Below are 25,328 nucleotides of genomic sequence, written 5' to 3' on the forward strand. Positions count from 1 at the left end.
TCGCGGCGGAGCTCAACGGCCGACCGCGGGAGACGTTGGGCTGGGACAGCCCAGCCCAACGTCTCGCTACCGTGTTGCCCACACCGAACTAACAGCAGTGTTGCCACGACCCCACGAATCCACCTCGCTTGCGCCACTGTGCCGTTCGTGCAGAAGAGAAAGCCGGGGGCTGCCCGGGGCGGCAGGGGCCGAGGGGTCAGACGCCCTTGACGGCGCGCCAGTCGCCGCGGGGAGGGGCGTCGGACTCGGGGTCGTTCACGTCGAACGGGCCCATGCTGACGATGTAGAACTGGCAGCCGTCGGGCCCTGCGGACTCGGAGCCGTAGGCGGTGCCGCCCTTGACCCAGCGGATGTCGCCGGGACGGTAGGTGCCTTCGCCCTCCACTGCGAACTCGCCCTGCGTGATGATGTAGATCGTGTCGGACGGGTGCCAGTGCGAGGGCGCCTGGTAGTTCGGGGCGAAGCGGGTGAGCATGAACGTGTGCCCGGACTCCGGGTCGATCAGCGGCTTGACGGCGGCTCCGGGCGGGATGAACCCCGTCTCGTCCTCGTAGTCCACCCACGCCTGGTCGTCGACATGGATCACCTGCATCTGGTCGAGCGGGTTCGTGGCGGTCATCCGGTACTCCCTACGTCATTGGGGGGTCTGTGGTGGGCGTGATCCAGTTCATACCCAAACAAGGGACATTGTTATCAGTGATTCGGTGCCGGGGCAACCATCCGGTGCGACTGCCCGGGCAGCAGGCCGGGGGAGGCGGGGCGCGGGCCCCGGGGACCCCGTCCGGCGGAGCCCGGGCCGGGTGAAAGCCGGCCGGGACGTCGGCTCGTGGCCGCCGTGCGCCCCCGCCCGTCGCAGGGCGACGCCGGGTGGTCTGCGCAGCACGGTGCGGCCCGACGCGGCACGGCTGCAGGCGGTGACGGCAGCCTGGACGCGGCGTCGACCACCGGGGTACACCCGGTCGCGCCGCCGCCGGTGAGCACGGGCGGCGCCGGGCGCAGCACCGCCGACAGCCGGCGCCGACGACCGACGCCACGCCGTGGACGCGCGTGCACGCCACGAATCGCGCGACGGCGCGCAACCTCACGGTCGCGCGTCACGCCGCGGACAGCAGTGGGGTTGCGGTCCCCGGTCCCCGGTCCCCGGTCCCCGGTCAGGCGTCGTGGGTGGCGGGCACCTCTCGGGGGACCCAGACCCAGTCGATCTCGGGGCGGTTCTCGATCACCCCGGCGTGCACCCGGCGCTCGGCGAGCTGCCAGCCCTCGCGCGTGTGCGCGAGGACGTCGACGTAGCGCAGGTGGGCCCGCCACTGCCGGCCCTCCCACTCCTCGTGGGAGGCGGTCACGTAGGTGACGGCGGTGGCACGGTCGGGGTCGGCGGGGTCGAAGGTGACCCGGCTCTGCCCGAGCTGGTGATGGGTCCGCCGGAACTGCGCCTGCCCGCCGGCGATCCGGTCGCGCACCGCCTCCCGCCCGCTGACGAGCCCGCCGCGGCCGGGGCCGTAGTCGGTCACGCAGTCGGGGGTGAAGAGGGCGGCGACGGCGTCGATGTCGTACTCGTCGACCCGTTCGCAGTACAGGGCCATCAGGTCACCGATGGCCACCCGGTCCTCGATGCGCATCGTCAGGTCTCCTTCAACCGTGGCAGCACCTGCTCGCCGAGGGTGGCGAGCCGGGCGAGCTGGACGTCCAGATCGGGTTCGGGGAAGAGCACGCGCAGGACGAGGTGCACGTCGGCCCAGCCGCGCAGGCCGTCGAGGACGGCCCGGAGGCCGGCGACGACGTCGTCGACACCCCCGGCGACCTGGATGTAGGACTCGATCGAGCCCTGGGCGAGCCCGGCCGAGCCGGAGGGGTCGCCGACCAGACCGGCGTAGACCGGGCGGCCGGCCTGGATCGACTCGTAGACGAGCTGTTGCGCCTCGAAGCCCACGCGGGCGGAGGCGGCGCCGCCGCCGGGGGCGTCGAGGACGCAGGTGACGTTGACGGCCCGGGTGAACGTCGGATCGGACGGGTCGCGGACCGCGGCGAGCTGCGCGGACGCGGCGTCGACGATGTGCGGCGCACCGCGGCCGACGAGGTGCCCGTCGGCGATCCGGCCGGCCCGGGCGACGGCGGTGGCCGCATACCCGCCGAGCCAGATCGGGACGGGCCGGGTCGGGGTGGGGGTGACCCGGACGTCGTGCAGCCCCAGCTCCTCCGAGGAGAACGGCTCCCCGGTCCAGGCGTCCCGGAGGACGCCGACGAGCGCCGCGAGCCGAGCGCCGCGAGACGCGGGATCGACCCCGAAAGCCTTGTACTCGTGCGCTGCGTACCCCAGCCCGAGCCCGAGGATCAGCCGCCCGCCCGACAGCCGGTCGACGACGACCGCGTCCTCGGCCAGGCGCAGCGGATGGTGCAGGGGCGCGAGGGCGAGCCCGGTCCCGAGCTCGATCGTCGACGTCGCCGGGGCGAGCGCGGCCAGCAGCGGCAGTGGCGACGGCAGGTACCCGTCGGGGAGCCCGTGGTGCTCGGTCACCCAGAACGAGTCGAAGCCCGCCTGCTCCGCGGCGACGGCGAGGGGGACGGCGTCGCGGTAGTCGCTGCCCTGGCCGGTGTAGAGCCCGATCCCGACCCGCAGCCTCATCCCCGCAGCCCCGTCATCCGAGGACGTCCCCGAGCCGGGCCCGCCACAGGCCGAGGTCGACGTAGTCGCGGAACGCGGTGATCAGCCCGGACGCCGGGTCGATCTCGACGACGCCGTTGCACTCGATGGCGTACTCGCGGCCGTCGATGCGGAAGCGGTCGACCCGCTCCAGCCAGGCCCGGGTCTCGGCGTAGCTCGCGGTGACGATCTCCCACTCGACGTACTCGGCCCGGTCCAGGATGGGCGCCAGCATCCCGCGCACGCCGGCGGGCCCGACGACGGGCGGGTGCGGCATGTTCGCGTACGTCGCGTCGGGGGCGAAGCAGGCTGCGGCGGCGTCGGGGTCCCCGGCCCCGACGGCGGCGAGGAACCTCTCGACGACGTCCCGGGCGTTCGTCATCCTCCGAAGACGACCGGGTAGGACGAGAAGTGGTCGCGCGCCGAGTGCGGGTCGCGCTGGGGCGCCCGGTCGGGGTCGGGACGTCCACCGGCGCCGAGCAGCGCGTCGAGCATCAGCGTGACGGTCCCGAGCACCTGGTCGTGGGCCTCGTCGGGGGACGGGGACGGGGACGACGGGACCCCACCCGCCAGCTCGGTCCCGATGCACGCGTGCATCCCGCCGCCGAAGGCGTGCCCCCAGCGCGGCACCTCGGCGGGGATCTCGCGCAGCGGGTCGAAGACGTCGGGACGGTCGAAGACCGAGGGGTCGCGGTTGGCGGCGGCCAGGTCGAGGACCACCGACGAGCCCTCGGGGATCTCGGTCCCGCCCTTGAGTGTGATCGGGGCGAGGGCCCGGCGCTGGGCGACGGGGCTCGCCGGGTGCAGCCGCAACGTCTCGTAGACGCATGCCTGCAGGACCGCCGGGTCCTTGCGGGCGGCGGCCGCGGCGGCCGGGTCGCGGGAGGCCCAGGAGAAGTAGTCGTCGGCGGCGTGGGTGAAGGCGTCGGCCGTCGAGTGGGAGCCGGCCTGCAGGTAGAAGGCGCATTCGCGGCGCAGGATGTCGTCGTCGATGTCGAGCTCGTCCCAGTTGCGCAGCAGCGCGGTGAGGACGTCGCGGGGCAGGTCGTCCTCGGTGATCTCGCCGGCGTCCAGCTGCGCGAGCAGTGCGCGGCGGCGGGTGATCGACGGCTGCAGGAACATGGCGTCGAACTCGTCGAGGGCCTGCTGCACCTCCGCGCGCACGGCCTCGGGGTCGCGGGTGGTGTGCACGAGCGTCGCGCCCTCGGAGAACTTCTTGGCGAAGCGGTAGAGCGCGTCGGTCTCCTCGACCGAGCCCGTCGGCTGGTCGAGCCCGGCGACCATGGCGGTGAGGTTCATGATCGTGCGATAGCCGAGCTCCTGCAGGTCGGCATGCCCGCGTTCGACGAACGGTGCCAGGGTGTCGCGGACGACGTCGCGCAGGAACGCCTTCTCCCAGTACCGGAAGGTGCCACGCCGGAACAGCCGGTTCTCGACGCGGCGTCGTTTGCGGTGGTCGGATCCGTGCAGCACGAGCAGGCAGTCGGCCATGACGACGCCACCGGCGTCGTACAGCGACTGCTGCAGGTCGTGTTGCCGGAAGGCCTCGCGGACGTCGGCAAAGCCGTCGAGGGTGATCGTCTGCATCGGCGTGTCCCTGCCCGGTCGGTTCGGCGTGATACTTCTAACGACGCTATCAAGCGGCAATGGGGTCGTCCAGGCTCCGGAACTGGAGTCGGCGGTGGAGTTCGGCGTACTGATGATGGACCCGGTGACCTCCCGTGCGCAGTGGCGCGACCGGGTCCGGCGGATGGAGGACGACGGCGTCTCGACGCTGCAGGTGTCCGACCACTTCGACCGTTCCCCGGTCAGTCCGCTGCTCGCGCTCGCGGCGGCCGCCCAGGTCACGAGCCGGATCCGGCTCGGAACCCTGGTGCTCAACAACGACTTCCGGCAGCCGGCCGTGCTGGCCAAGGAGATCGCGTCGCTGTCGGTGCTGTGTGACGGTCGCCTCGAGATCGGTGTCGGCGCGGGCTGGATGGACGGCGACTACGAGGTCTCCGGCATCGTCCGCGAGCCCGCGGGCAGGCGCATCGACCGGCTCGACGGAACGCTGCAGCTGCTGCGGGCCCTCGCGAGCGGCGGGCCCGTCGACCTCGACGCCCCGGGCGTCGTCGTCCGCGACCTGCGCAACGTCCCCGCCGTCACCACCGCGCCCCGGCTGTTCGTGGGCGGCGGCGGACGCCGGGTGCTGACGCTCGCGGCGCGCAACGCCGACGTCGTCGGCATCAACTTCGACGTCCGGGAGGGGCGCCTCGGGGCGCACGCGACGGCGTCGGCGTCGACCGCCGCGACCGACGAGAAGGTGGGCTGGGTCCGGGCCGCGGCCGGGAGCCGCGAACCGCTGCTGCACCTGGTCGCGTACTGGTCGGAGGTCACCGAGGACCCGCAGGCCGCGGCGGCCCGCCGGATCGCCGCGCTCGGGCTCGACCTGACCCCCGACCAGCTCCTGGCCTCGCCGCACGCGCTCATCGGACCTGTCGGTGCCGTCGCCGAGCGGCTCGCCGAGCTGCGGGAACGCTGGGGGTTCGGATATGTCTCGTTCTACGAGTCCGACATGGCGTCGATGCTGCCTGCCCTGGAGCGCGTGGCACGCTGACCCCGCTCGCGGGCGGCGGAGCCGGCGCGGCTCCCGACCACCGTCGTTAGGGGGTTGACGCCGCTTCGTCTGCAAGAGAAGGTTCGGTGACTCCAGTCACCCCTCGTCACCACTGCGAAAGGCGGTCACCGTGACCGAGACCCACGAGGCCGACGTCGTCGTCCTCGGCACCGGCCCCGCAGGCATGGCCGCCGTGTCCGCGGCCGCCGCGGAGGGTGCCCGGGTCGTCGCGGTCGAGGCCATGGACCACATCGGCGGCAACGCCGTCTGGTCCACCGGATACCTGGCCTTCGTGAACTCGGGGATGCAGGCCGAGCAGGGGATCGTCGACAGCGAGGAGACCTTCGTCGCCGACGCCCGGCACATGGTCGACCTCGCGCGCGACCAGTTCGGCGTCGAATGGGACGAGGCGCTGGTGCGGCTCTACGCCCGCGAGTCGGCCGAGACCTACCGCATCCTCACCGAGCGGGGAGTCCGGTTCAGCCGGTTCATCCCGCGGCCCAAGCAGCACAGCGTCGACCGGATGGCCGCCGTCGAGGACACCTGGATGATCGGCCGGGCGTTCCAGCCCGACTTCGAGCGCGACAACGTCACCACGCTCTACCGGACGCTCGCCGACCGGCTCGTCGTCACCGACGGCCGCGTCACCGGGGTACTGGCCCACCGCCGCGACGACCCCGACGCGACCGTCGAGATCACCGCCCGGCGCGGCGTCGTGCTCGCGACCGGCGGATACCAGTCCAACCCGCAGCTGCGGCGTCGCTACCAGCCGGAGTTCGTCGCACAGGCCCCCTACCTGGGCGTCGACTCCTGCCGCGGCGCCGGGCACCTGATGGGCCAGGCCGTCGGCGGCGATCTCATCAACATGACGTTCGTGCCGCCGCTGGTCATCGTGTCGTCGTCGGTCGTGGAGGACGCGATCGCGGTCAACGCGTCGGGAGAACGCTTCCACGACGAGGCCGGCCCCTACGAGGAACGCGTCGAGAAGCTGCACGCCCAGGCCGGGCGGCGGGCCTGGTACGTCGTCGACGCCGTCGTCGCCCGCGAGAAGGAAGGCCTGATCGGGCAGATGCCCGAGCCCGCGGTGCAGGCCGACACCCTCGACGCGCTGGCCTCGACCATCGGGGTCCCGGCCGACGCGTTGCGCGCCACCGTCGACCGCTGGAACGCCTTCCTCGCCGGCGACGCCGACGTCGACCCCGACCACGGGCGCGTCGTCCTGCCGCCGAACCGCCGCCCGTGCGCGACCGGACCCTTCACCGCCGTCCCGATGATCGAGGGCATCAACTTCTGCTGCGGCGGCTTCCGCACCACCACCGACATGCAGGTCGTCGACGTGTTCGGCACGCCCATCCCGGGCCTGTTCGCGGGCGGCGACTGCGTCGGCGGGCTCAACCCCGTCTCCGATCTCGGCGGGATCCACATCTGCGGCGGGCTCACCCTCGGCCGCATCGCCGGGCGGGCCGTCGCGCGCGGGGTCGACGACCGCACCGACCACGGCAGCGTGATGCACGTCGGCATGCCGAGCATGCTCGACACCAGGATCGCGCTGGTACACCTGGATCCCGATACCGAGAAGCAGTCCGTCGAGCCCTGAGCTCGACCCGAGCCGGGCGGGTCCCAACGCCGTGACCCGCCCACCCCACCACCACGAGGAGCGTCATGTCGGTCGGAGTCTTGTTCACCCAGGGGCTCGTCACGGGCGATCCGCACACGGTCCTCGGTGAGATTCTCGAACAGGCCGAGGCCGCCGACCGGCTCGGCTTCTCCCACGCCCTGACCACCGAGCACAAGTACTCCGACGAGTACTTCGGGTCGCCGCTGCACCTGTCGTTCGCCATCGCCGCGCGCACGCGCAACGTCAAGGTCGGCACCGCCATCGCGATCGCGCCGCTCTACAACCCGATCGAGCTCGCACAGGACTCCGCGATGCTCGACCAGCTCTCCGGGGGCCGGGCCTGGCTGGGGCTCGGCGTCGGCTACATGCCCGTCGACTACTCGACCGTCGGCGTCTCCTGGGACGACCGCGCCCAGCGGTTCGACGAGACCGTCCGCATCCTGCGCGAGGCCCACACCAACGACCGGTTCTCCTTCGCCGACGAGATCTACTCCTTCGACGACGTCTCCGTGATCCCCAGGCCGGTCCGCGCCGAGGGCGTGCCGCTGCACCTCGCGGCGTGGACGCCCGGCGGCATCCGGCGCGCCGGGCGCCTGGCCGACGGCTGGATCACCAACGCCCTCATGTCGCTGGAGACCATGACGGCGATGGCCGGGCAGTACCGGGAGGCCGCCGCGGCCGGGGGACGCGACCCGCACGTCACCTCGATCCGGTTCTGCTGGCCCTACCGCGACCGGCAGGCGGCGCTGGACAAGTTCGGCGACACCGCGCTGGCCATGGCGCGCACCCTGTTCGACTACGGCGCCATCACCGACCTGCCCGGCGTCACCTCCTCGGACCAGATCACGCTGGAGGAGTTCGTCCGCGACCGCTTCGTGTTCGGCACGCCCGACGAGTGCGTCGACACCATCGGCCGCTTCCGCGACCAGGCCGGCGTCGACGACTTCCTGATGATCTTCCGGTACCCGACCGGCCCCGACAACGCCGCCGTCCTGGAGGCCATGGAGCTGTTCGGGACCGAGGTGCTGCCGCAGCTGGACACCGCCGTGGTGCAGGCATGATCGCTCGTCCACTGCGGGTCGGGGTCGTCGGCGCGAGCTACGCCTCCGGCACGCACCTGCCCGTGTACGCCGAGCTGGCCGAGGCCGGCATCGTCGAGCTGGTCGCGGTCGCGACCGCCCACCTCGAGACCGCCGACGCCGTCGCCGCCAAGTTCGGCATCCCGCACGCCCACGTCGGGTTCGAAGCCCTCTGCGAGGACCCCGACGTCGACCTCGTCGACGTCGCCACCCGGCCCAGCCGGCACAAGGACATGGCCCTCGCCGCGATCGCCGCCGGCAAGCACGTGCTCTGCGAGGCACCGCTCGCCCCGACCGTCGACGACGGGCTGGCCATGGCCCGCGCCGCCGCCGACGCCGGCGTGTGCGGGGTCGTCGACATGCAGTCGCGGTTCCGGCCCGGCATCGCCGAGCTCCGCAGGCTCGTGCTCGACGGCTGGGTCGGACGCGTCGACAACATCGTGGCCCACGCCTTCTACCCGACGTTCACGCTGCCCGCGGCCGCGGCGGCGTCGGGCTGGTGCGCCGATGCGGGAGACGGCGCCAGCTCGTTGCGCGTCCACGGCCTGCACACCACCGACATCCTGCGCTGGACGTTCGGCGAGCTCTCCGACGTCACCGGCACCGCCGCGACGCGGCAGCCCGACTGGCCCGGTCCCACCGGCCCGATCCCCGCCACCAGCGTCGACAGCTCCGCCTTCACCGCCCGCACCGCCGGCGGTGCCGTCGTGTCCGTCCACACCTCGTGGGTCGCGCCGTTCGGCGCCGGCTGGCGGCTCGTCGTCCACGGCTCCGAGGGCGTCCTCGTCGCCGAGGCCGCCGGCCACACCGGGCACTTCCCCGTCGGGCTCAGCGGTGCCCGGCTCGGCGACGACGGCCTGCGCACGCTGCTGCCCGCCGAGGGCACCGCCACCGAGCCGTTCGCCCTGCTCGTGCGCGCGCTCGCCATGGGCGACACCGACGACATCCCGACCTTCGACGACGGCGTCGCGGCCCTGCGCGTCGCGGCCGCCGTCGACGCCGAGAGTTTCGCGACCGTGCCCACCACCACGGAGGAGTCATGACCGCAGTCGCCGAGGGCGCCCCGCCGATCGTGCTCAGCACCTTCGCCGACGCCAAGGACGCCTACCGCAACAAGGACCTGCGCCAGGCCCTCTACGACGAGGGCGAGGTCGTCATGTCGGGCGTCCTCGTGAACCTGCACGGGCGCGAGCACCGCGACCGCCGCCGCGTCGAGAACCGGATGTTCCGCCGGGAGGTGTTCGAGCGTTACGAGCGCGAACTGTTCCCGCAGGTCACGGTCCAGACGCTGGCCCCCTACCTGGAGTCGGGCCGCGTCGACCTCGTGCACCTCGGGCACGAGCTGATGCTCAACCTCTCCGCGCTCACCGCCGGTATCGACCGGCCGCTCGGCACCGCGGAGGAGACCGGGCGCCTCTTCGACTACAACGCGAAGTTCATCGAGGGTGCGACCATGGCGCACCACACCGGTGACAAGGACGCGCTGCGCCGCGAGATCGCGAAGGCGCTCGACGACTGGGACGAGGAGTTCCTCGCGCCGTCGGTCGCGCGCCGCGAGGAGCTGCTGGCCCGCGAGGCCGCGGGCGAGGACGTCGACGTCCCGCGCGACGTCCTCGCCACGCTGCTGCGTCACCGCGAGGAGCTGGACGTTCCGCACCACGTCATCCGCCGGGAGGTGGCGTTCTACCTGCTCGCGGGCGCGCACACCAGCGCCACCGCGTTCGTCCGCTCGATCGACCACATCCTGGGCTGGCTCGAGCAGCACCCCGAGGACGTCGACAAGGTCCGTGACGACGCGCTGTTCGTGCAGCGCTGCATCCACGAGACGGTGCGGCTCAACCCGTCGAGCCCCACGGGGCGGCGCCGGGCGCTGGCCGACGTGACACTGCGCTCGGGCGTGCACATCCCCGAGGGCTCGATCGTCGTCCTCGACCTGCAGGCGATCAACCGCGACACCGAGCTGTTCGGGCCCGACGCCGCCGACTTCTGCCCGACGCGCACCCTGCCGCCCGGCGTCGCGCCGTTCGGGCTGAGCTTCGCCGCCGGCATGCACGTCTGCATCGGCCAGGACCTCGCCGCCGGGGTCGTCGCCGTCCCGGGCACCGACCCCGACGACCACCTCTACGGGCTGGTCACCGGGGTGGTGCGGCACATGTTCGGGGTCGGCGTGCGCCGCGACCCGGACAACCCGCCGCAGCGCGATGCGTCCACCGCCCGCCCCTACTGGGGCACCTACCCCGTCCTGCTGGGGAAGTGAGCCGACCGTGTCCTACCGCATCAGTGTCGACAGTGCCGTCTGCATGAGCTCCGGCAAGTGCGTCGCCGACGCCCCCGACGTCTTCCGCTTCGACGACGACGAGATCGCCGAGATCGTGCCGGGCGCCACCCAGCCGGCCGACGAGCGCATCCTCGACCTCGCCCGGGCCTGCCCCGCAGGCGCCCTCGTCGTGACCGACGTGGACTCCGGCGAGGAGATCGACGTCGACTGACGGGTTCGGCGTCTGCTGCAGGAACGGCACTTTCCTGCAGCTGGGCTACGGGAAAGTGCCGTTCCTGCGCAACGGTGGGGGCGGCGCAGGAGGATGAGGGCATGGACTTCGGGATCGCGGGAAAGCGCGCGGCGGTGGCCGCGGCCAGCGCAGGGCTCGGCTACGCCAGCGCGGAGGCGCTCGTCGCCGAGGGCGCGCAGGTCACCATCTGCAGCTCCGACGCCGACCGGGCCCGCGCCGCTGCCGAGAAGCTGGGCGGCGGCACCGACTGGCTGGTCGCCGACCTGCGCGGACCGGACGGCGCGACGGCCTTCGTCGAGGGTGCCGCCGACCGGATGGGTGGCGTCGACATCCTCGTCGTCAACGGTCCGGGCCCGGCCCCGGGGATCGTCACCGAGGTTCCCCTCGACGCCTACCAGGCGGCGCTGGACCGGAGCCTGCTCGCGGTGGTCGCGATGTGCCTGGCCGCGACGCCCGGGATGCGCGAGCGCGGGTGGGGGCGGGTCGTGGCGATCACGTCGCTCGGCGTGCGCCAGCCCTACATGAACCTCGCGCTGTCGAACACCGCGCGCACGGGCGCCACCGGTTTCCTGCGCACCCTGGCCCGGGAGATCGCGGGCGACGGCGTCACCGTCAACTCGGTCCTGCCCGGCCTGCACGAGACCGACCGGGTCACCGGTGTCTACGGAACCGGGGGCCCCGCGCTCGACGGCGCGCTCGCCGGTGTCCCCGCGGGCAGGCTCGGCAGCCCGGCCGACTTCGGCGCCGTCGTCACATTCCTGTGCTCGCAGCAGGCGGGCTTCCTCACCGGCGCCGCGGTGCCGGTCGACGGTGGGGCCTACCAGGCACTGCTCTGACCGACGCCACGACGCGGGCGGTGCCCGGTCCGGCGGTGCCGCCTGCGATCACTCCGGCCACGCGCTGCTGCGGATGACCTCGACGAAGTCCGTCCGGTGGAAGGACGGGTCGAAGTGCGCGAGCACGTCGTCGTTCATGGTCCCGAACGTGGTGTCGGGCCGGTCGGCCATCCCGTCGTGGAACGCCCGCAGGATCCGGTTCTTGAAGTCCGGTCGCGGGTGTGCGGCGACGACCTGGGCGCGCTGCTCGTCGGTGATCTCGTGCAGGTCCAGTCCGAGGACGTCGGTCTCGACGCCGAGGGTGACGACGGCCACCTCCGGGGCGAGGTGCAGCGGGACCTCCGGGGTGGTGTGCAGCGCGATGCCCAGCCAGACGGCGCGAGCGTCGGCCCGGGACGCGCCGTGGTCGAGCAGGAAGGCCTGGGCGGCCTCGGCCCCGTCGATCTCGAACCGGCGGTCCCGGGTGCGGTAGGTGTCGGTGAGCCCGAGATCGTGGAAGAGCGCGCCGACGTAGGCGAGTTCGGGATCCACCTGCAGCCCGCGCGCCGCGGCCTTGAGCGAGCCCCAGAGGAAGACGCGCCGCGAGTGGTGGAACAGGGTGTCGTCGGCGGCGGCGCGGACGAGGTCGGTGGCCTGGCGGACGAGGTCGGTGTCCGGGATGTCGATCCCGGCGATCGTCTCCGGCATTGGGTGCCTCCTGGAGCTGCTCGTGTGTACTGGACTGGTTCCAGTCTTGCGAGCGGTCTGCGGTGTGCCCACCGCGAGACCTGCCGGGCGCCCCACAGATCCGGACATGGCACGCCCACCGGTGTCAGGGCGTGCGGCGGGGCTCCGCGGCGCGCCGCGTCGTGCCGAACCGTGCCCGGTACTGGCTCGGCGACAGGCCGAGCCGGCTGACGAAGGTGCGCCGCATCGTCTCCGCGCTGCCGAACCCCGACCGCCGGGCGACCTGCGCGACACCGTGCCCGTCCGCGAGCAGGGCCTGGGCGTGCTCGAGACGGACCTGCTCGACGAACCTGGCCGGGGTGGACTGCAGCTCCGTGGCGAACATCCGGGCCAGCTGGCGCGGACTCACCCCGACCCGGGCGGCGAGGGCGTGTGCGCTGTGGTCGAGGTCGGGCCGGGCGGCGACCAGGTCGACCACCGTGCGCAGGCCGGCGGTGCGGGGAGGGTGCCGCTGCAGGGGCGCCGAGAACTGGGACTGCCCGCCCGGGCGCTGCATGAACATCACCAGGTCGCGGGCCACCGTGCGGGCCAGCTCGGGCCCGTGGTCCTGCTCGACGAGCGCGAGGGCGAGGTCGATCCCGGCGGACACCCCGGCCGAGGTGAAGACCCCGTCGTCCTCGACGAACAGCGCGTCCGGCTCCATCCGGACCAGCGGGTGGGTCCGGGCCAGCAGCGCGGCGTGCTGCCAGTGGGTGGTGGCCCGCCGACCGTCGAGCAGACCGGCCGCTGCGAGGGCGAACGAGCCGGTGCAGATCGACACGACGCGGCGGCTGCGTGGCGCCAGCTCCCGGACCGCCCCGACCAGCTCCGGCGCGACGGGCTCCTCGGCGAGCACGTCACCACCGGCGACGATCACGGTGTCGGGATCGGGGGCGGAGCCGGGGCAGCCGTCCACGGGGAGCTCGAGCCCGATCGAGGTCCGCACCGGCCTGCCCGAGGGCGAGACGTAGCGGAGCCGGTAGCGGGCACCGAACCGGTGGGCGTCGGCGAAGACCTCGGCGGGGCCGGTGACGTCGAGCATCTTCACGCCGTCGAACACGACGAAGACGACGTCGCGGGCATCAGGCTCGCCGAGGTCGCCGTGTCGGCCTGACATGGCGTCGCCGCCCCCTCGCCCGGACGCCGGTCGTCCGGGCACCAGTGTCGCAGCCGCCCCCCGGGTGGCGTCGCCTCGTCGGCGACGCCACCGGGGGCCGCTCACGGTCAGAGGCGCAGCAGGCGGGCGGCGTTGGCGGAGAGGGTGGGGCCGAGATCGCCCGCGGGGTGTTCGCCCGCGCCGGAGTCCCAGCCCGCGAAGTTGGTCCCGAACACCAGGCGCTCGGTTCCCGCGTGGCTGACGAGAAGATCCAGCGACTCCTCGTCGTGCACGTGGGTGTCGAACCAGATGCGCTTGTAGTAGTGGTCGAACCCGTTGTCGCGCAGGGCCTTGCTGGCCCACGGGCGCTTCTCGACGGCGCGCGCGAACCGGCCCGACACGAAGGCCGCGGCTCCACCGCCGTGCGAGATGCAGATGTCGAGGCCCGGGTGGCGCTCCAGCACCCCGCCGAAGACGATCGCCGCGACGGCGAGGGTCTCCTCGTAGGCGAAGCCGAACGTCAGGTCGAGGTCGAAGCGGCGCAGCCGCACGTCGTCGGCCGGGCCGTTCTTCCCCAGGGGGGACGGGTGCACGAACAGCGGGGCGTTCAGGTCGACCAGCGCCTCGTAGAGCGGGTCGAGCTCGGGGTCGTCGAGGGTGCGCCCGGCGGGGTCGGTGTCGATGTAGACGCCGGGCATGCCGAGGTCGCGGACGGCGCGGCGGGCCTCGGCCACCGACGCGGTGATGTCCTGCACCGGCAGCTGCGCCGTCGCGAGCAGCCGCCCCTTGTGCTTGCCGACCAGCTCTGCCAGCCCGTCGTTGTGCTTGCGCGCGAAGTCGGTCGCGGCGTCGGCGGGGAGGTCGTTGAAGTAGGTGATCGGGTTGGGGGACAGCACCTGCAGGTCGATTCCGGCGGCGTCCATCGCGGCGAGCCGGACGTCGACGTCCATGAACGGGCTGCCCGCGTACTTGACGCCCATGAGCCGGTACTCGCCGACGCGGTAGAACGGGACGCCGTCGTCGGTGGCGCCGAGCTCGGGGCCGGCGGCGCCCGCCGCTCCCTCGGTGAGCTCCAGGACGGCGTGCGCGTGCACGTCGATGATGCGGGCCTCAGACATGCGACATCCGCTCCAGCTGCTCCTCGGTGAACGCCAGGGACCGGGTCAGCGGACAGGCCGCCAGGAACCGCACCTGGTCCGACGTCCGCTGCTTCTGCTCGGGGATCGGGGTGACGAGGTCGATCCGCCTGCCCGCCTTGATCACCTCACGGATCCGGGTCTTGTCCTGCAGGATCCGCACGTCGGCGAGCGGGTCGCCGTCGATGACGAGGACGTCGGCGACCTTGCCGTGCTCGAGCGTGCCGAGGTCGTCCTCCATGCGCATCGCGAACGCGCCGTTGCGCGTCGCGGCGACGATGGCGTCCATGGGCGACATCCCCATGTACTCAACGAACATCTCCAGCTCGCGGGCGTGCCACTCGCCGACGGGCGTGACGGCGAAACCGGTCTCGGAGCCGGTCAGGAACTTCACCCCGGCGGCGTGGGCCTTGGTGAGCTGCTTGGCGGTCACCTCGATCTCGGCGCGGAACACGTCGAGCAGCTCGGGGGCGGTGCCGACCTTCTCGCCGTAGTCGGCGAGGTTGCCCAGCAGGGTGAACGTCGGGCACATCGCCGAGCCGGCCTCGATGACGGCCTCGATGGCCTCGTCGTCGAGGTAGGAGGCGTGGTAGATCAGGTCGACGCCGGCGCGGGCGGCGTCGCGCGTCGAGTCGGAGTTGCGGCAGTGCGCCACGACCTTGGTGTTCAGCTCGTGCGCGGTGTCGCAGACGGTCCGCAGCTCGTCGATGTTCCAGACCTTGACCTCGGGGCCCTTCATCGACGGGATCAGCCCCGTCACCATGATTTTGATCCAGTCGACGCCGTACTTGATCTGCCGGCGGATCTCGTTGACCATCACGTCCCGGCCGGAGACGACCGTCGCGTAGCCGGTGGTGCCCTCGTCCTTGATCATCCGGCCTGCGGTGCCGCCGAGCATCGTCATCAGCGCCTGGCCGCCGGCGCGCATCCGCGGGCCCTCGACGATCCCGGCCTCGATCGCGTCGCGCAGCTCGCAGCCGATGTTCCACAGGCAGTCGGCGTCGAGCACGCTCGTGACGCCCGCCCGCAGCACCTTGCGCGCGTTGTAGGCCGACAGCATCGAGCTGTAGGCCTCGGTGCGGTGGTTGAACAGCTCGTCGTTGCCCGTGGGCTCGCCGAACGTGAGATGGGTGTGCGCGTCGATCAGGCCGGGCATCACGGTGCGGCCGGTGGCGTCGATGCGCTCGTCGACGCCGTGGGCGTCCGCGTCGTCGACCGCCTGCGTGCCGAGCGCGGTGACGCGCCCGTCGCGCAGCAGGACCGCCTCGCCCGGGCGGGCGGGGGAGCCCGTGCCGTCGATGACCGTGCCCCCGCTGATGAGGATGCTGCCGCTCACGGCGCCTCCAGGAACGTCGTCGTGGCTGGGTGGTGGGTGGCGCGGACCCGCCGTAAGAAGCCTGACGACTAGTCCCGCCCTGTGGTCAGTGTCGCACAGCTGCGGGGCATGCGGGGAGTCCTCGTGAACGGCGCATTCACGCGGATTTCTGACGTTCGCCCGGCGTGAGGACGCCGTGTCACCCCGGAGGATGTGGACGTCGACCCCTCGCGCCACTAGCGTCGTCAGAAAGCCAACGCCGCACCTCGGTCAGGCGCGGTGGTGGAGTGCGATCGACGACGGAGGTCGGGCCGTGGGGAACGAGTGGGCCGTGGTCACCGGCGCGGGTAACGGCATCGGTGCCGTCATCGCGCGCAACGCCGTCAAGGAGGGCTACCGCGTCGCCGCATGGGACGTGGACCGCGCCGGGGTGGAGGCGCTGGCCGCCGACCTCGGCGGCGCGTGCACGGCGTCGGTCGTCGACGTCACCGACGAGGCCTCGGTCGCCGGCGCCGTCGCGGCGCTCCCCGCGGCGCCCGCGCTGCTGGTCAACAACGCCGGCATCGCCCGCTTCGGCCCGCTGCTCACGCTGCCCGCCGCCGAGTGGCGCGCGGCCGTCGAGGTCAACCTCACCGGGACGTTCCTGGTCGGCCGGGCCGTCGCCGCCCGGATGATCGAGGCCGGGGGCGGCGCCATCGTCAACATGGCGTCGATCAACGGGCTCGCCGCGGCCCCCAATGCCGGCGCCTACACCGCGTCCAAGGCCGGCATCGTCATGCTCACCGAGCACATGGCGATCGAGTGGTCGCCCGCCGGTGTGCGCGTCAACTGCATCGCGCCGGGCCTCATCAACGCCGGCATGTCCGACGCCGTCAACGCCGACCCGGAGGTGCGGCGGCTGCGCGCGAGCCGGGTCCCGCAGGGCCGCCTCGGCACGGCCGAGGACATCGCCGACGCCGTGCTGTTCCTCGCCTCGGCCAAGGCCTCCTACATCTCGGGGCAGACGATCGCCGTCGACGGTGGCATCAGCAAGGGCGCGCTGGCCTCGCTGCCGCGGCCGAAGTCGGTCGACTCGGTCGGCATCCAGTAGGGCGCACCCGGTCCGACCAGCGGCGGGGGAGTGCCGCGGCGGGACGTGCGGATGCGACGATGGGCCGCATGTCCCAGCAGAGCGTCATCGAGGAGCTTCAACGCCTCGGGATGTCGGGATACGAGGCCAAGGCCTATGTGGCGCTCGTCGCCGCCGGCACACCGCTCAACGGCTACGAGGTCGCGAAGCGCTCCGGCGTGCCCCGCAGCACCGTCTACGAGACGCTCGCGAAACTCGTCGTGCGAGGTGCCGCCTACGAGGTGCGGGCGGGCGAGGCGAGCGTCGGGTACATCTCGCTGCCGCCGTCGGCCCTGCTCGACCGGATGCGCCGTGACTTCGACCACTCCATCGACACGCTGCGCGAGGCGCTGCCGCAGGTCGCGTCGCCGCCGCAGGTCCGGCTGGTGCACAACCTGTCCGACCGCGAGTCGCTGCTCGCCCGCGCCGAGGACGTCGTGGCCGCCGCGCGCGACGACCTGTTCCTCTCCGGATGGCCGACCGAGATCGAGCCGCTCAAGCCGGTGGTGCGGCGCGCGGACGCCGAGGGCGTCGACGTGTCGGTCGTGATGTTCGGCGACGACCCCGACCCCGTCGGCACCACGATCCCGCACCGGTTCTCCACGCCCGAGGTCGCCCTGGAGAACCTGGGCTGCCGGCTGCTCGTCGTCGCCGCCGACCGGGAGCAGGCCGTCATCGGCGGCGTCGTCAACGGCGACGCGTGGGGTGTCTACACCGACGACCCCGCCGTCGTGCTGGTCGCGGTCGAGTACGTGCGCCACGACATCGCCATGCACCTGATCGCGGAGAAGTTCTCGCCGGAGGACTTCGAGTCGTTCTGGACGTCCGACCCCGCGCTGCGCCGGCTGCGCGCCGACCACGGCATCCCGGCCGCGTTGCTGGCCCGTGGCCCGGTGGGGACGACGGCCCCGCCGCGGCGCAGCGGCCGCCGGGGGAGCTAGGCGTCCCGGGCGCAACGCCCCCTGGTCGCACCGCCCCCTGGCCACACCGCCGCCGGCGACGGCGTGCAGGTCCTGACCACTACCGCCTCGGGGTCGTCCCCGGGCTGCGGCGCGGCTGCGGGCGTCGGCCGCGGCGTGCCGGTCAGGCCTCGGCGCGCGCGGCCCGGGCCCGCGCCGTCACACGGCGGCACCGCACGAAACACAGCACGCTCGCCGCGGCCAGCACGACGCTCACCCCCCAGCCCAGCCCGTAGCCGCCGGTCACGTCGACCGCGAGGCCGAACAGCGGGGCGCTGAGCAGGGCGCCGAGGTAGTAGCCGGCCATCGTCGCGCCCGAGGCCCGCCCGACCAGGTGCGGCGCGGTCGCGACGACCGCCGCGTGCATCAGCCCGATCGCCGTCAGCTGGGCCATGCCGCCGAGGACGAGTCCGGCCGTCATCGACACCGGCCCGGCGACGATGCCCAGCCACAACAAGCCGACCCCCACCGTCGCCACGCCGGTCAGGAGCACGACCGGGCGGACCCGGTCGCCCCCGATGCGGTCGGCGCGTCCCGCCAGCACGATCATCGCGGCGACGGCGACCGCCGCACCGATCGAGGCGAGCGCCCCGGCCGTCGGCAACGACAGGCCACCGACCTCGTCGAGGTAGAGCACCGACCACGAGTAGATCGGCTGGGTGCCCGCGATCATCAGGAACGCCGCGATCGGGTACCACGCGAAGCCCGCGGGCAGCCGGACCCGCCGGGGGGTCCCCGGCCCGTCGCCGACCAGGTCGTGGGCCTCGACGACGGCCGCCGCCGGGTCGCCCGAGCTGCGCGCGGCGGGCAGCAGCCAGAAGCACAGCACTGCCACCACGAGGAGCACCGGCACGACGACCGCGAGGACCGGCCGCCAGCCGAACGTGACCGCCGCGGCGACACCGGCCAACGACTGCAGCGCACCGACGGCCGGGACGCCCGCGGTGCGCACAGCCATCGCGATGCCGTGCCGGGCCGGCGCGATGCTCGTCGCGATCGCCATGTTGGTACCCGCATTGGCCAACGCGTACCCGGCGCCGGTGACGGCGGCCATGACCAGCAACGACGCGAACGTCGGCACCAGCACCGCGAGCAGCAGCCCGGCCGCGAGGACCAGCATGTCGAGCCCGACCGCCTTGTGGGCGCCGAGCCGTTCCGCCCACGCCCCGCCGACCGTCGACGCCAGCCCGGTCGCCCCGAAGAAGACCCCGATCAGCACCCCGAGTGCGGACTTGGAGACGCCGAGGTCCTCCTCGAACACCGCGCCGAGATAGCCGAACAGGAAGCCGGGGATGCTGCCGAGCCCGATCGCGACCGTCGCGACGGCCAGCACGACCCCGCCGTGGCGGGGCCTGCGCCCGCCGCTCACGACGGGTCAGCCACGAATGGTCCACCCGATCGCCCGGCGCACCATCTCGCGGTGCTCGGGCACCTCGTACGACGGGACGTGATGGCCCAGCGCGTCGTAGACGACCCGGCCGCCGCCGTGCTCGCGCGCCCACAGCAACGGCTGGGCCGGGCCGGCGTCGTCGCCGGGGCGCCGGGCCGCGAGCAGCGGCTCGATCCCGGGGCGCATGTCCAGGTCGGAGTAGACCTCGTCGACGATCGAGAAGTCGTCGAGCCCGTCGACGATGGGGTGGGCGCCGGTCACCGCGACCGACACGTCCGGGCCCAGCGGCGGGTGCGACGACGACCCCCACACCCACGCCCCGCCGAGGGTGTCGCCCCAGCCCGGCCAGTCGTCGAAGCAGATCCCGGCGGTGTGCATCCCGAGGACGCCACCTCCCGCGGCGAGATGCGCGGCCAGCGCGTCCCGGGCCCGCGGGGACGGGCTCGCGCCCTCCTCCGCGGCCTTGTCGCGGTAGCGCTGCGGCGTCTGCTCGCCGGTCATCGACCAGCGCAGCGCGTTGACGACGAGCAGGGCCGCCCCGGGCAGGGCCGTGAGCGCGGAGTCGACGCCCCCGGTCCCGGTGTGCACCTCGACCTGCAGCCCCGCGGCCTCGAGCAGCCCCGACAGGGCCGCCGTCGTGGCGGGGAAGTCGTGGGTGAGCCCTCCGGACAGAACGACGGCGCGCACGACCACCTCCGACGGCGTGATGCTTCTGACGACTAGCAGACCCTAACTGTCGGGACCGTCGCGTGGCACCCCCCGCGCGGCCCGCCGCCGCAGGGCTCAGCGGGCGGGGGCCGGCGTCGGTACGGACCGGCGCCACGCCACCGCGGCCGCGGCGAACCCGACCGCGGTCAGTGGCAGGCTGCTGCTCGGCGGCGCGGTGTTCCAGGGGGCGACGGCCGTTCCCGGAGCTCACGCCACGGGAGCGGGAGGTGCTGACGCTGATGGCCGGTGGCCTGCCGATGGCGACCATCGGGGCCCGGCTCGGTCTCGCGCCCAAGACGGTGACCAACCATGCGTCGGCGGTGTTCGCGAAGCTGCAGGTCGCCGGGCGTGCGGAGGCGGTGGAGCGGGCCCGTCGGGCGGGGCTGCGGCCCGGACCGCACTGAGCACGCGTCACATGCGAGAGCAGTGCTCTTGACAGTGCGGGCGGCGAGCGGGATGCTCTCCGTGGTCGAGAGCACCGTTCTCGTTGAGGAGCAGCGATGACAACCCAGGTCCACCGACCCGCACCCCTTGCGCCCGCCGCCACCGCACGCGCGTGGGCCGGTCCCCTCGCCCTCGCCCTCGCGGGGGTGCTCTTCCTCGTCCATCCGGCGCTGCGGCCCGCCGGCGACGCCGTCCCCGCCACCACGGCCGCCGCGTTCGCCGGCTGGAGCTGGCCGGTCGCGCACCTCGCGGGTGTCGCCGGGTTCGCCCTGGTCGCGGCCGGTCTGCTCGCGCTGCGCGACCGGCTCGCCGGCACCTCGGGCCGGGGCATCGCCGGCTGGGCGCTCGGCACCTGGGCCGCGGGGGCGGCACTCGTGCTGCCCTACTACGGCGCCGAGGCCTTCTCCCTGCACGCGCTCGGCGCGAACGTCCCCGACACCACCACGCTGCTCACGCTCACCGAGGCCGTCCGGATGGGCCCGATCCAGATGACGGTCTTCGGGGCAGGACTGGTGCTGCTCGCCGTCGGCGGCATCCTGGCGGCCGTCGCCGCGGCCCGGTCGCGTGTGCTGCCCCGCTGGTCGGGGGTGCTGTTCGCGCTCGGGTTCGCCCTCTACCTGCCGCAGTTCTGGTTCCCGATGGAGCTGCGCATCGCCCACGGGGCGCTGGTCGCCGTCGGCTGCATCGTCCTCGCCGCGGCCCTGCGCCGGCCCCGCCCGGCCCGCTGACCGGGGAGATGGGGGACATGCGCGACGGAGCCGTCGCGAATGTCCCGCTTCCGGTGATCAATCCGGGAGCCGAGGGTCACGCCTCGGCGGTCTGCCTGCTGCCGTTGCCGGTGTGCTCGGGGGCCGCGACGGGCGCCGCGTCGGCGTCGGCGGAACCCGCGGGCCCGACCTCGTAGGCCGGGGCCCCGGGGGTCGGGTAGGCCCGGTGGAGCGGGGCGGTCGGGGTGTCGTTGAGCACCAGCGACACCAACTCCGGGCGCGAGTAGTGGCCGACCGAGTCGAACATCCGCTTGCGCTTGGTGATCAGCGACATGTCGAGGTCGGCGACCAGGATGCCCTCGCCCTCGGTGATCGGCGGGACGATGTGCTGCCCCTCCGGCGAGATGATCGCGGTCATGCAGCCGCCGCGCAGGCCCCGGCGCAGGCCCTCGTCGGGGGAGATCGTGGCGATCTGCTCCTCGGTGAGCCATGCGGTGGCGCACACGACGAAGGAGGCGCCCTCGGCGGCCTGGTGCCGGATCAGGGTCTCGACCTGGTCGGCGAACAGCTGGCCGACGAGCGAGCCCGGGAAGTGCGCGAGGTGGATCTCCTCGTGCTGGGCCTGCAGGGCGTAGCGGTTGAGCGGGTTGAAGTTCTCCCAGCACGCGAGCGCGCCGACGCGGCCCACGGCGGTGTCGACGACCGTGAGGCCCGAGCCGTCGCCGCGGCCCCAGATCATCCGCTCGTGGAAGGTGGGGACGGTCTTGCGGCGGCGCAGGACGAGCGAGCCGTCGGCGTCCCAGAGCAGCTGGGTGCAGTAGAGCGAACCGTGGTCGCGCTCGTTGACGCCGAGCATCACGACGATGCCGTGCCGGCGGGCCGCGGCCGACACGGCATCGGTGACCGGGCCGGGCACGACGACCGCGTTCTCGTACAGGCGCATGTGCTCGGCGCCGCTCGTCATCGGCGGCTGGACGAACGAGAAGTACGGGTAGTAGGGGACGACCGTCTCGGGGAAGACGACGAGCTCGGCGCCCTGCGCGGCCGCGTCGCCGATCGCCGCGACGACGCGGTCGACCGTTCCGGTGGGGGTGTCGAGGTCCGGGTTGAGCTGGACCGCGGCGACTCTGACCTTCCGTGCCATGTGTTGCCTCTTCCTCGAACCGTTCACTATGCGATGCGTCGTGTCGGATCGTAGGAAAGCTATAGCGGAACGTCAAACCACATGAACAGATCTTCAGTAAACAGGCGCTCACTCGACGCGACACAGCCCGGCCGCGAGTGGCGGCCGGGCTGCGGACGAGGGCGGGGCGGGGATCAGGCCAGGTGCACGTACTCGTACTCGAACGGCTGGCCGTTGATGCCGTTCGACGGGGGCGCGATCCAGCCCGCGATCTTCCCCGGCTCGTAGACCGGCCGCATCAGCGAACGGACGTGGGTCTTGTCGGCCTCCGAGGGCAGCCAGCGGTCGGCCTTCGCGTTCCAGGCGTCCTCACCGACGAGCTCGCCCGCGGGGGTGACGTGGTGCCCGGCGAACACGCCGACGTGCCTGTTGAACCCGACGTGCGGCAGCGTCAGCGTGCGGTCGACACCGGCCTTCTCCAGCACCCGGTTCCAGCGCTTGAGCCCGGACTGGCAGTCCTTGACGTACTCGTTGCGCAGGTCGTGGTTGAGCGCGAGCAGCGCCGGCACCTCGTCGGTGGCCAGTACCCCGTCGCGGACCACGTCGACGTGCGCGGCGTCCTCGGTCAGGAGATGGTCGTCCTTGCGCCGCTCCTCCTGCCAGCGGCCCTTCAGGCCGGCGGTGAAGTAGTTGGCCGCGTTGGTCGAGCGCTCGGAACCGAACAGGTCGAGCGAGACCGAGTAGTGGAAGTTGATGTACTTCTGGATCACGTCCAGCGGGATCCCGCCGTGGGGGGCGACGTCGTCGCTGTCGTGCTCGCGCATCAGCTCGGCGGTGCGCCCCACCACGCGGTCGACACCGGTGGTGCCGACGAACATGTGGTGCGCCTCCTCCTTGAGCATGAACTCACAGGTGCGCGAGAGCGGGTCGAACGCCGACTCCTTCAGCGTCCCCAGCTGGTACTTCCCGTCGCGGTCGGTGAAGTAGGTGAACATGAAGAACGACAGCCAGTCCGGGGTCTCCTCGTTGAACGCCCCGAGGATGCGCGGGCTGTCGACGTCGCCGGAGTTGCGCTGCAGCAGCGCCTCCGCCTCCTCGCGGCCGTTGCGGCCGAAGTAGGCGTGCAGCAGGTAGACCATCGCCCAGAGGTGCCGGCCCTCCTCGACGTTGACCTGGAACAGGTTGCGCAGGTCGTAGAGGCTCGGCGCGGTCTCGCCGAGGCGGCGCTGCTGCTCGACCGAGGCGGGCTCGGTGTCGCCCTGGATGACGATGAGCCGCTGCAGGTCGGCGCGGTACTCACCGGGCACCTGCTGCCAGGCGGGCTCACCCTTCTGCTCGCCGAAGGCGATGCGCCGGTCGTCGCCGCGCTCGGCGAGGAACACGCCCCAGCGGTACTCCTCCATGGCGACGTGGCCGAACTGCGCCCACCCCTCCTTGCCGACGTCGACGGCGGTGCGCAGGTAGACGTCCTGGGTCGGGACGGCCGGGCCCATGGTCTTCCACCAGTTGAGGAAGTTGGGCTGCCACGACTCCAGTGCCCGCTGCAGCTTGCGGTCGCCGGCCAGGTCGACGTTGTTGGGAATCTTCTCGCTGTAGTCGATGCTCACGATCTAGACCCGCTTCCTGTCGAACTCGGCCTTGCGTCCGGTGCCGTAGCGGCGCAGTGCTCCTTCGGGCCCGGACGCGTTGGGCCGCACGAAGATCCAGTTCTGCCACGCGGTGAGCCGGGAGAAGATCCGCGACTCCATGGTCTCGGGGCCGACGAACCGGTGGTTGGCCTCCATGCCGGTGAGCGCGTCGGGTGACAGTGACGCCCGTTCCTCCAGCATGATCCGGATCTCGTCGTCCCAGTCGATGTCGTCGGGGGCGTCGGTGACCAGTCCCAGGTCGAGTGCCTCACGGGCCTCGATGCGCCGACCGGTCTCGCCGCGCAGGGCCTCGACGTGCTCGTCGTCGCCGTAGAAGCGCGACGCGAGGCGGGTGAGGCCGTTGCTCATCGGGAAGGCTCCGAAGTTGGAGTCGGACAACATGATCTGGGCCTCGTCGCCCTGCTCGGAACCCTCCTCGTCGAGGGTGCCGTCGAGCATGTACTGCCGGTCGCAGGCCAGGGCGAGCTCCAGCAGTGCGCCCGCGAAGCAGGAACCCGGCTCGATCAGCGCGATCAGACTCCGCGAGGTCACGTCGAGCCGTTTGAGGACGCGCTTGAAGTAGTGGCGTACCTCGTTGACGAGCCAGTCGTCGCGGGAGTGCTCGGCGATGACGCGTTCCATCGCGAGCGCGTCCTCGACGTCGCCGCGGGTGCGCAGGACCCAGGTGCCGAGCTCCAGCTCGTTGGCGCGCAGGCGCAGGACCAGGTCGTCGAGCTCGCGGGTCATGGCGAGCGGCCAGAAGTCCGCGCCCAGCTCGTGGACGCGCTCCAGCGACTCGGGCACGCCGCCCTCGGGTCCGCGCACGACGATCTCGACGAGCCCGCGCTCGCGGTCGAACTCCGCGGACACGTGCCGGTAGCGGATGCCGTCGGGGGTCTCCTCGCGCTGCAGGGGCGGCAGTGCGATCCCGGTGGCGTCGGCGGGCCGGCTCGACGCCTCGGCCGCCGCCGCGGCGCGGGCGGCGACGGTCTCGTCCCAGGCGCGCTTGGGGATCGTCTCGTCGACGAACCTCCACTCGACGGCCTGCTTGCCGCGCACGCCCTCGGGGCGGGTGGCGAAGACATCGGCCCGGTCCTTGCGGACGCGCCGCTTGTCGGTGACGCGGGTGAGCCCGCCGGTGCCGGGCAGCACGCCCAGCAGCGGGACCTCGGGCAGCGACACCGCGGAGGAGTTGTCGTCGACGAGCAGGATCTGCTCGCACGCCAGGGCCAGCTCGTAGCCGCCGCCGGCGGCGGTGCCGTTGACGGCGGCGATCCAGGTCTGGCCGGAGTTGGCCGTCGCGTCCTCGATGCCGTTGCGGGTCTCGTTGGTGAACTTGCAGAAGTTCACCTTCCACGGGTGGCTGGACTGGGCGAGCATCCGGATGTTGGCGCCCGCGCAGAAGTTGCGGTCCTTCGCGCTGGTCACGACGACCGCGCGGACCTCGGGGTGGGAGAACCGCAGCCGTTGCGTGGCGTCGTAGAGCTCGATGTCGACGCCGAGGTCGTAGGAGTTCATCTTCAGCTCGTAGCCGGGGACGATGCCGCCGTCCTCGGCGACGTCGAGCCGCAGCCAGGCCACGCCCGTCTCCGCGGCCTGCGAGAGGTCGAGCTGCCAGTGCCGGTACTGCTCCGGCGACGTGTCGAAGGAGACGGCCGGGGTCTCGGCGGTGTCCGGAGCGGCCGCGGCGGCTGCCGGTCCGGACACCGTCGTGGTCATCGCTGTG

The 25,328-nt window shown here is 72.8% G+C and carries 24 protein-coding genes and 1 pseudogene; 11 read left to right on the forward strand and 14 right to left on the reverse strand.

Going from position 1 to position 25,328, the window contains the following annotated elements; translation table 11 throughout:
- Positions 1-196: 196 nt before the first annotated feature.
- The 5 genes from AB7F12_RS14170 to AB7F12_RS14190 form a co-directional block, all read right to left on the reverse strand.
- Positions 197-619, reverse strand: a complete 423-nt coding sequence (locus tag AB7F12_RS14170; protein ID WP_428502663.1) for a cupin domain-containing protein — start codon at positions 617-619, stop codon at positions 197-199.
- Positions 620-1,151: 532 nt separating this feature from the next.
- A complete protein-coding gene (locus tag AB7F12_RS14175) occupies positions 1,152-1,619 on the reverse strand; it encodes a nuclear transport factor 2 family protein (protein WP_428502664.1) in 468 nt (155 codons plus the stop codon).
- 2 nt (positions 1,620-1,621) lie between these two features.
- Complete coding sequence (locus AB7F12_RS14180) at positions 1,622-2,623, reverse strand: LLM class flavin-dependent oxidoreductase (RefSeq protein ID WP_428502665.1); 1,002 nt, start codon at positions 2,621-2,623, stop codon at positions 1,622-1,624.
- A gap of 13 nt (positions 2,624-2,636) precedes the next feature.
- Positions 2,637-3,023 (reverse strand): nuclear transport factor 2 family protein, encoded by a 387-nt coding sequence (locus AB7F12_RS14185; RefSeq protein ID WP_428502667.1) that lies wholly within the window; start codon positions 3,021-3,023, stop codon positions 2,637-2,639.
- A complete protein-coding gene (locus AB7F12_RS14190; protein WP_428502668.1) occupies positions 3,020-4,228 on the reverse strand; it encodes a cytochrome P450 in 1,209 nt (402 codons plus the stop codon). Before AB7F12_RS14190 ends, AB7F12_RS14185 begins: the two co-directional genes overlap by 4 nt.
- Before the next feature lie 94 nt (positions 4,229-4,322).
- Between AB7F12_RS14190 and AB7F12_RS14195 the strand changes: the two genes are divergently transcribed.
- The 7 genes from AB7F12_RS14195 to AB7F12_RS14225 all read left to right on the forward strand — a co-directional run bounded on the left by AB7F12_RS14195 (position 4,323) and on the right by AB7F12_RS14225 (position 11,283).
- Positions 4,323-5,240 carry a TIGR03621 family F420-dependent LLM class oxidoreductase gene (locus AB7F12_RS14195; RefSeq protein WP_428502669.1) on the forward strand — a complete coding sequence of 306 codons (918 nt, stop codon included), beginning with the start codon at positions 4,323-4,325 and terminating at the stop codon, positions 5,238-5,240.
- A gap of 130 nt (positions 5,241-5,370) precedes the next feature.
- Positions 5,371-6,837 carry an FAD-dependent oxidoreductase gene (locus AB7F12_RS14200; RefSeq protein WP_428516574.1) on the forward strand — a complete coding sequence of 489 codons (1,467 nt, stop codon included), beginning with the start codon at positions 5,371-5,373 and terminating at the stop codon, positions 6,835-6,837.
- A 65-nt stretch (positions 6,838-6,902) separates the two neighbouring features.
- Positions 6,903-7,919 (forward strand): LLM class flavin-dependent oxidoreductase, encoded by a 1,017-nt coding sequence (locus AB7F12_RS14205; RefSeq protein ID WP_428502705.1) that lies wholly within the window; start codon positions 6,903-6,905, stop codon positions 7,917-7,919.
- Positions 7,916-8,980 carry a Gfo/Idh/MocA family protein gene (locus tag AB7F12_RS14210; RefSeq protein WP_428502704.1) on the forward strand — a complete coding sequence of 355 codons (1,065 nt, stop codon included), beginning with the start codon at positions 7,916-7,918 and terminating at the stop codon, positions 8,978-8,980. Before AB7F12_RS14205 ends, AB7F12_RS14210 begins: the two co-directional genes overlap by 4 nt.
- Positions 8,977-10,194 (forward strand): cytochrome P450, encoded by a 1,218-nt coding sequence (locus AB7F12_RS14215; RefSeq protein WP_428502703.1) that lies wholly within the window; start codon positions 8,977-8,979, stop codon positions 10,192-10,194. The genes AB7F12_RS14210 and AB7F12_RS14215 overlap by 4 nt, the downstream gene beginning before the upstream one ends.
- Before the next feature lie 7 nt (positions 10,195-10,201).
- Complete coding sequence (locus AB7F12_RS14220; protein WP_428502702.1) at positions 10,202-10,426, forward strand: ferredoxin; 225 nt, start codon at positions 10,202-10,204, stop codon at positions 10,424-10,426.
- Between the two features lie 101 nt (positions 10,427-10,527).
- The gene (locus AB7F12_RS14225) at positions 10,528-11,283 is read left to right on the forward strand and encodes an SDR family oxidoreductase (protein ID WP_428502701.1); all 756 of its coding nucleotides are present in this window, start codon (positions 10,528-10,530) and stop codon (positions 11,281-11,283) included.
- A gap of 48 nt (positions 11,284-11,331) precedes the next feature.
- On the opposite strand, the gene AB7F12_RS14230 is transcribed toward AB7F12_RS14225, so the two are convergent.
- The 4 genes from AB7F12_RS14230 to AB7F12_RS14245 form a co-directional block, all read right to left on the reverse strand.
- Positions 11,332-11,970, reverse strand: coding sequence for an HD domain-containing protein (locus tag AB7F12_RS14230; protein WP_428499160.1), 639 nt, complete (start codon positions 11,968-11,970; stop codon positions 11,332-11,334).
- A gap of 124 nt (positions 11,971-12,094) precedes the next feature.
- The gene (locus AB7F12_RS14235) at positions 12,095-13,105 is read right to left on the reverse strand and encodes a GlxA family transcriptional regulator (protein ID WP_428499159.1); all 1,011 of its coding nucleotides are present in this window, start codon (positions 13,103-13,105) and stop codon (positions 12,095-12,097) included.
- A gap of 107 nt (positions 13,106-13,212) precedes the next feature.
- Positions 13,213-14,202, reverse strand: a complete 990-nt coding sequence (locus tag AB7F12_RS14240) for an amidohydrolase family protein (RefSeq protein WP_428499158.1) — start codon at positions 14,200-14,202, stop codon at positions 13,213-13,215.
- Positions 14,195-15,556: an amidohydrolase family protein gene (locus tag AB7F12_RS14245; protein ID WP_428499157.1), complete on the reverse strand. Its 1,362-nt coding sequence runs from the start codon at positions 15,554-15,556 to the stop codon at positions 14,195-14,197. The genes AB7F12_RS14240 and AB7F12_RS14245 overlap by 8 nt, the downstream gene beginning before the upstream one ends.
- 292 nt (positions 15,557-15,848) lie before the next feature.
- Here AB7F12_RS14245 and AB7F12_RS14250 point away from each other — a divergent pair, with 292 nt between their 5' ends.
- Complete coding sequence (locus AB7F12_RS14250; protein WP_428499156.1) at positions 15,849-16,625, forward strand: SDR family NAD(P)-dependent oxidoreductase; 777 nt, start codon at positions 15,849-15,851, stop codon at positions 16,623-16,625.
- Positions 16,626-16,693: 68 nt separating this feature from the next.
- Positions 16,694-17,584, forward strand: a complete 891-nt coding sequence (locus tag AB7F12_RS14255) for a TrmB family transcriptional regulator (RefSeq protein ID WP_428499155.1) — start codon at positions 16,694-16,696, stop codon at positions 17,582-17,584.
- A 142-nt stretch (positions 17,585-17,726) separates the two neighbouring features.
- On the opposite strand, the gene AB7F12_RS14260 is transcribed toward AB7F12_RS14255, so the two are convergent.
- Positions 17,727-18,971 carry an MFS transporter gene (locus tag AB7F12_RS14260; protein ID WP_428499154.1) on the reverse strand — a complete coding sequence of 415 codons (1,245 nt, stop codon included), beginning with the start codon at positions 18,969-18,971 and terminating at the stop codon, positions 17,727-17,729.
- 6 nt (positions 18,972-18,977) lie between these two features.
- Positions 18,978-19,679, reverse strand: a complete 702-nt coding sequence (locus AB7F12_RS14265; protein ID WP_428499153.1) for a ThuA domain-containing protein — start codon at positions 19,677-19,679, stop codon at positions 18,978-18,980.
- Positions 19,680-19,897: 218 nt separating this feature from the next.
- Here AB7F12_RS14265 and AB7F12_RS14270 point away from each other — a divergent pair.
- Both AB7F12_RS14270 and AB7F12_RS14275 read left to right on the forward strand, forming a co-directional pair.
- Positions 19,898-20,104 (forward strand): annotated as a pseudogene (locus AB7F12_RS14270) (response regulator transcription factor); the annotation flags it as partial.
- Positions 20,105-20,200: 96 nt separating this feature from the next.
- Positions 20,201-20,872 (forward strand): hypothetical protein, encoded by a 672-nt coding sequence (locus tag AB7F12_RS14275; protein WP_428499152.1) that lies wholly within the window; start codon positions 20,201-20,203, stop codon positions 20,870-20,872.
- Positions 20,873-20,948: 76 nt separating this feature from the next.
- On the opposite strand, the gene AB7F12_RS14280 is transcribed toward AB7F12_RS14275, so the two are convergent.
- The 3 genes from AB7F12_RS14280 to boxC form a co-directional block, all read right to left on the reverse strand.
- On the reverse strand, positions 20,949-21,995 hold the full coding sequence (locus tag AB7F12_RS14280) for a Nit6803 family nitrilase (protein WP_428499151.1): 1,047 nt from the start codon (positions 21,993-21,995) through the stop codon (positions 20,949-20,951).
- Between the two features lie 173 nt (positions 21,996-22,168).
- Positions 22,169-23,581, reverse strand: coding sequence for a benzoyl-CoA 2,3-epoxidase subunit BoxB (boxB, locus tag AB7F12_RS14285; RefSeq protein WP_428499150.1), 1,413 nt, complete (start codon positions 23,579-23,581; stop codon positions 22,169-22,171).
- Positions 23,582-23,584: 3 nt separating this feature from the next.
- Positions 23,585-25,321, reverse strand: coding sequence for a 2,3-epoxybenzoyl-CoA dihydrolase (boxC, locus tag AB7F12_RS14290; protein ID WP_428499161.1), 1,737 nt, complete (start codon positions 25,319-25,321; stop codon positions 23,585-23,587).
- Positions 25,322-25,328 lie beyond the last annotated feature (7 nt).

The organism is Pseudonocardia sp. (assembly GCF_050250275.1).
GTDB lineage: Bacteria > Actinomycetota > Actinomycetes > Mycobacteriales > Pseudonocardiaceae > Pseudonocardia.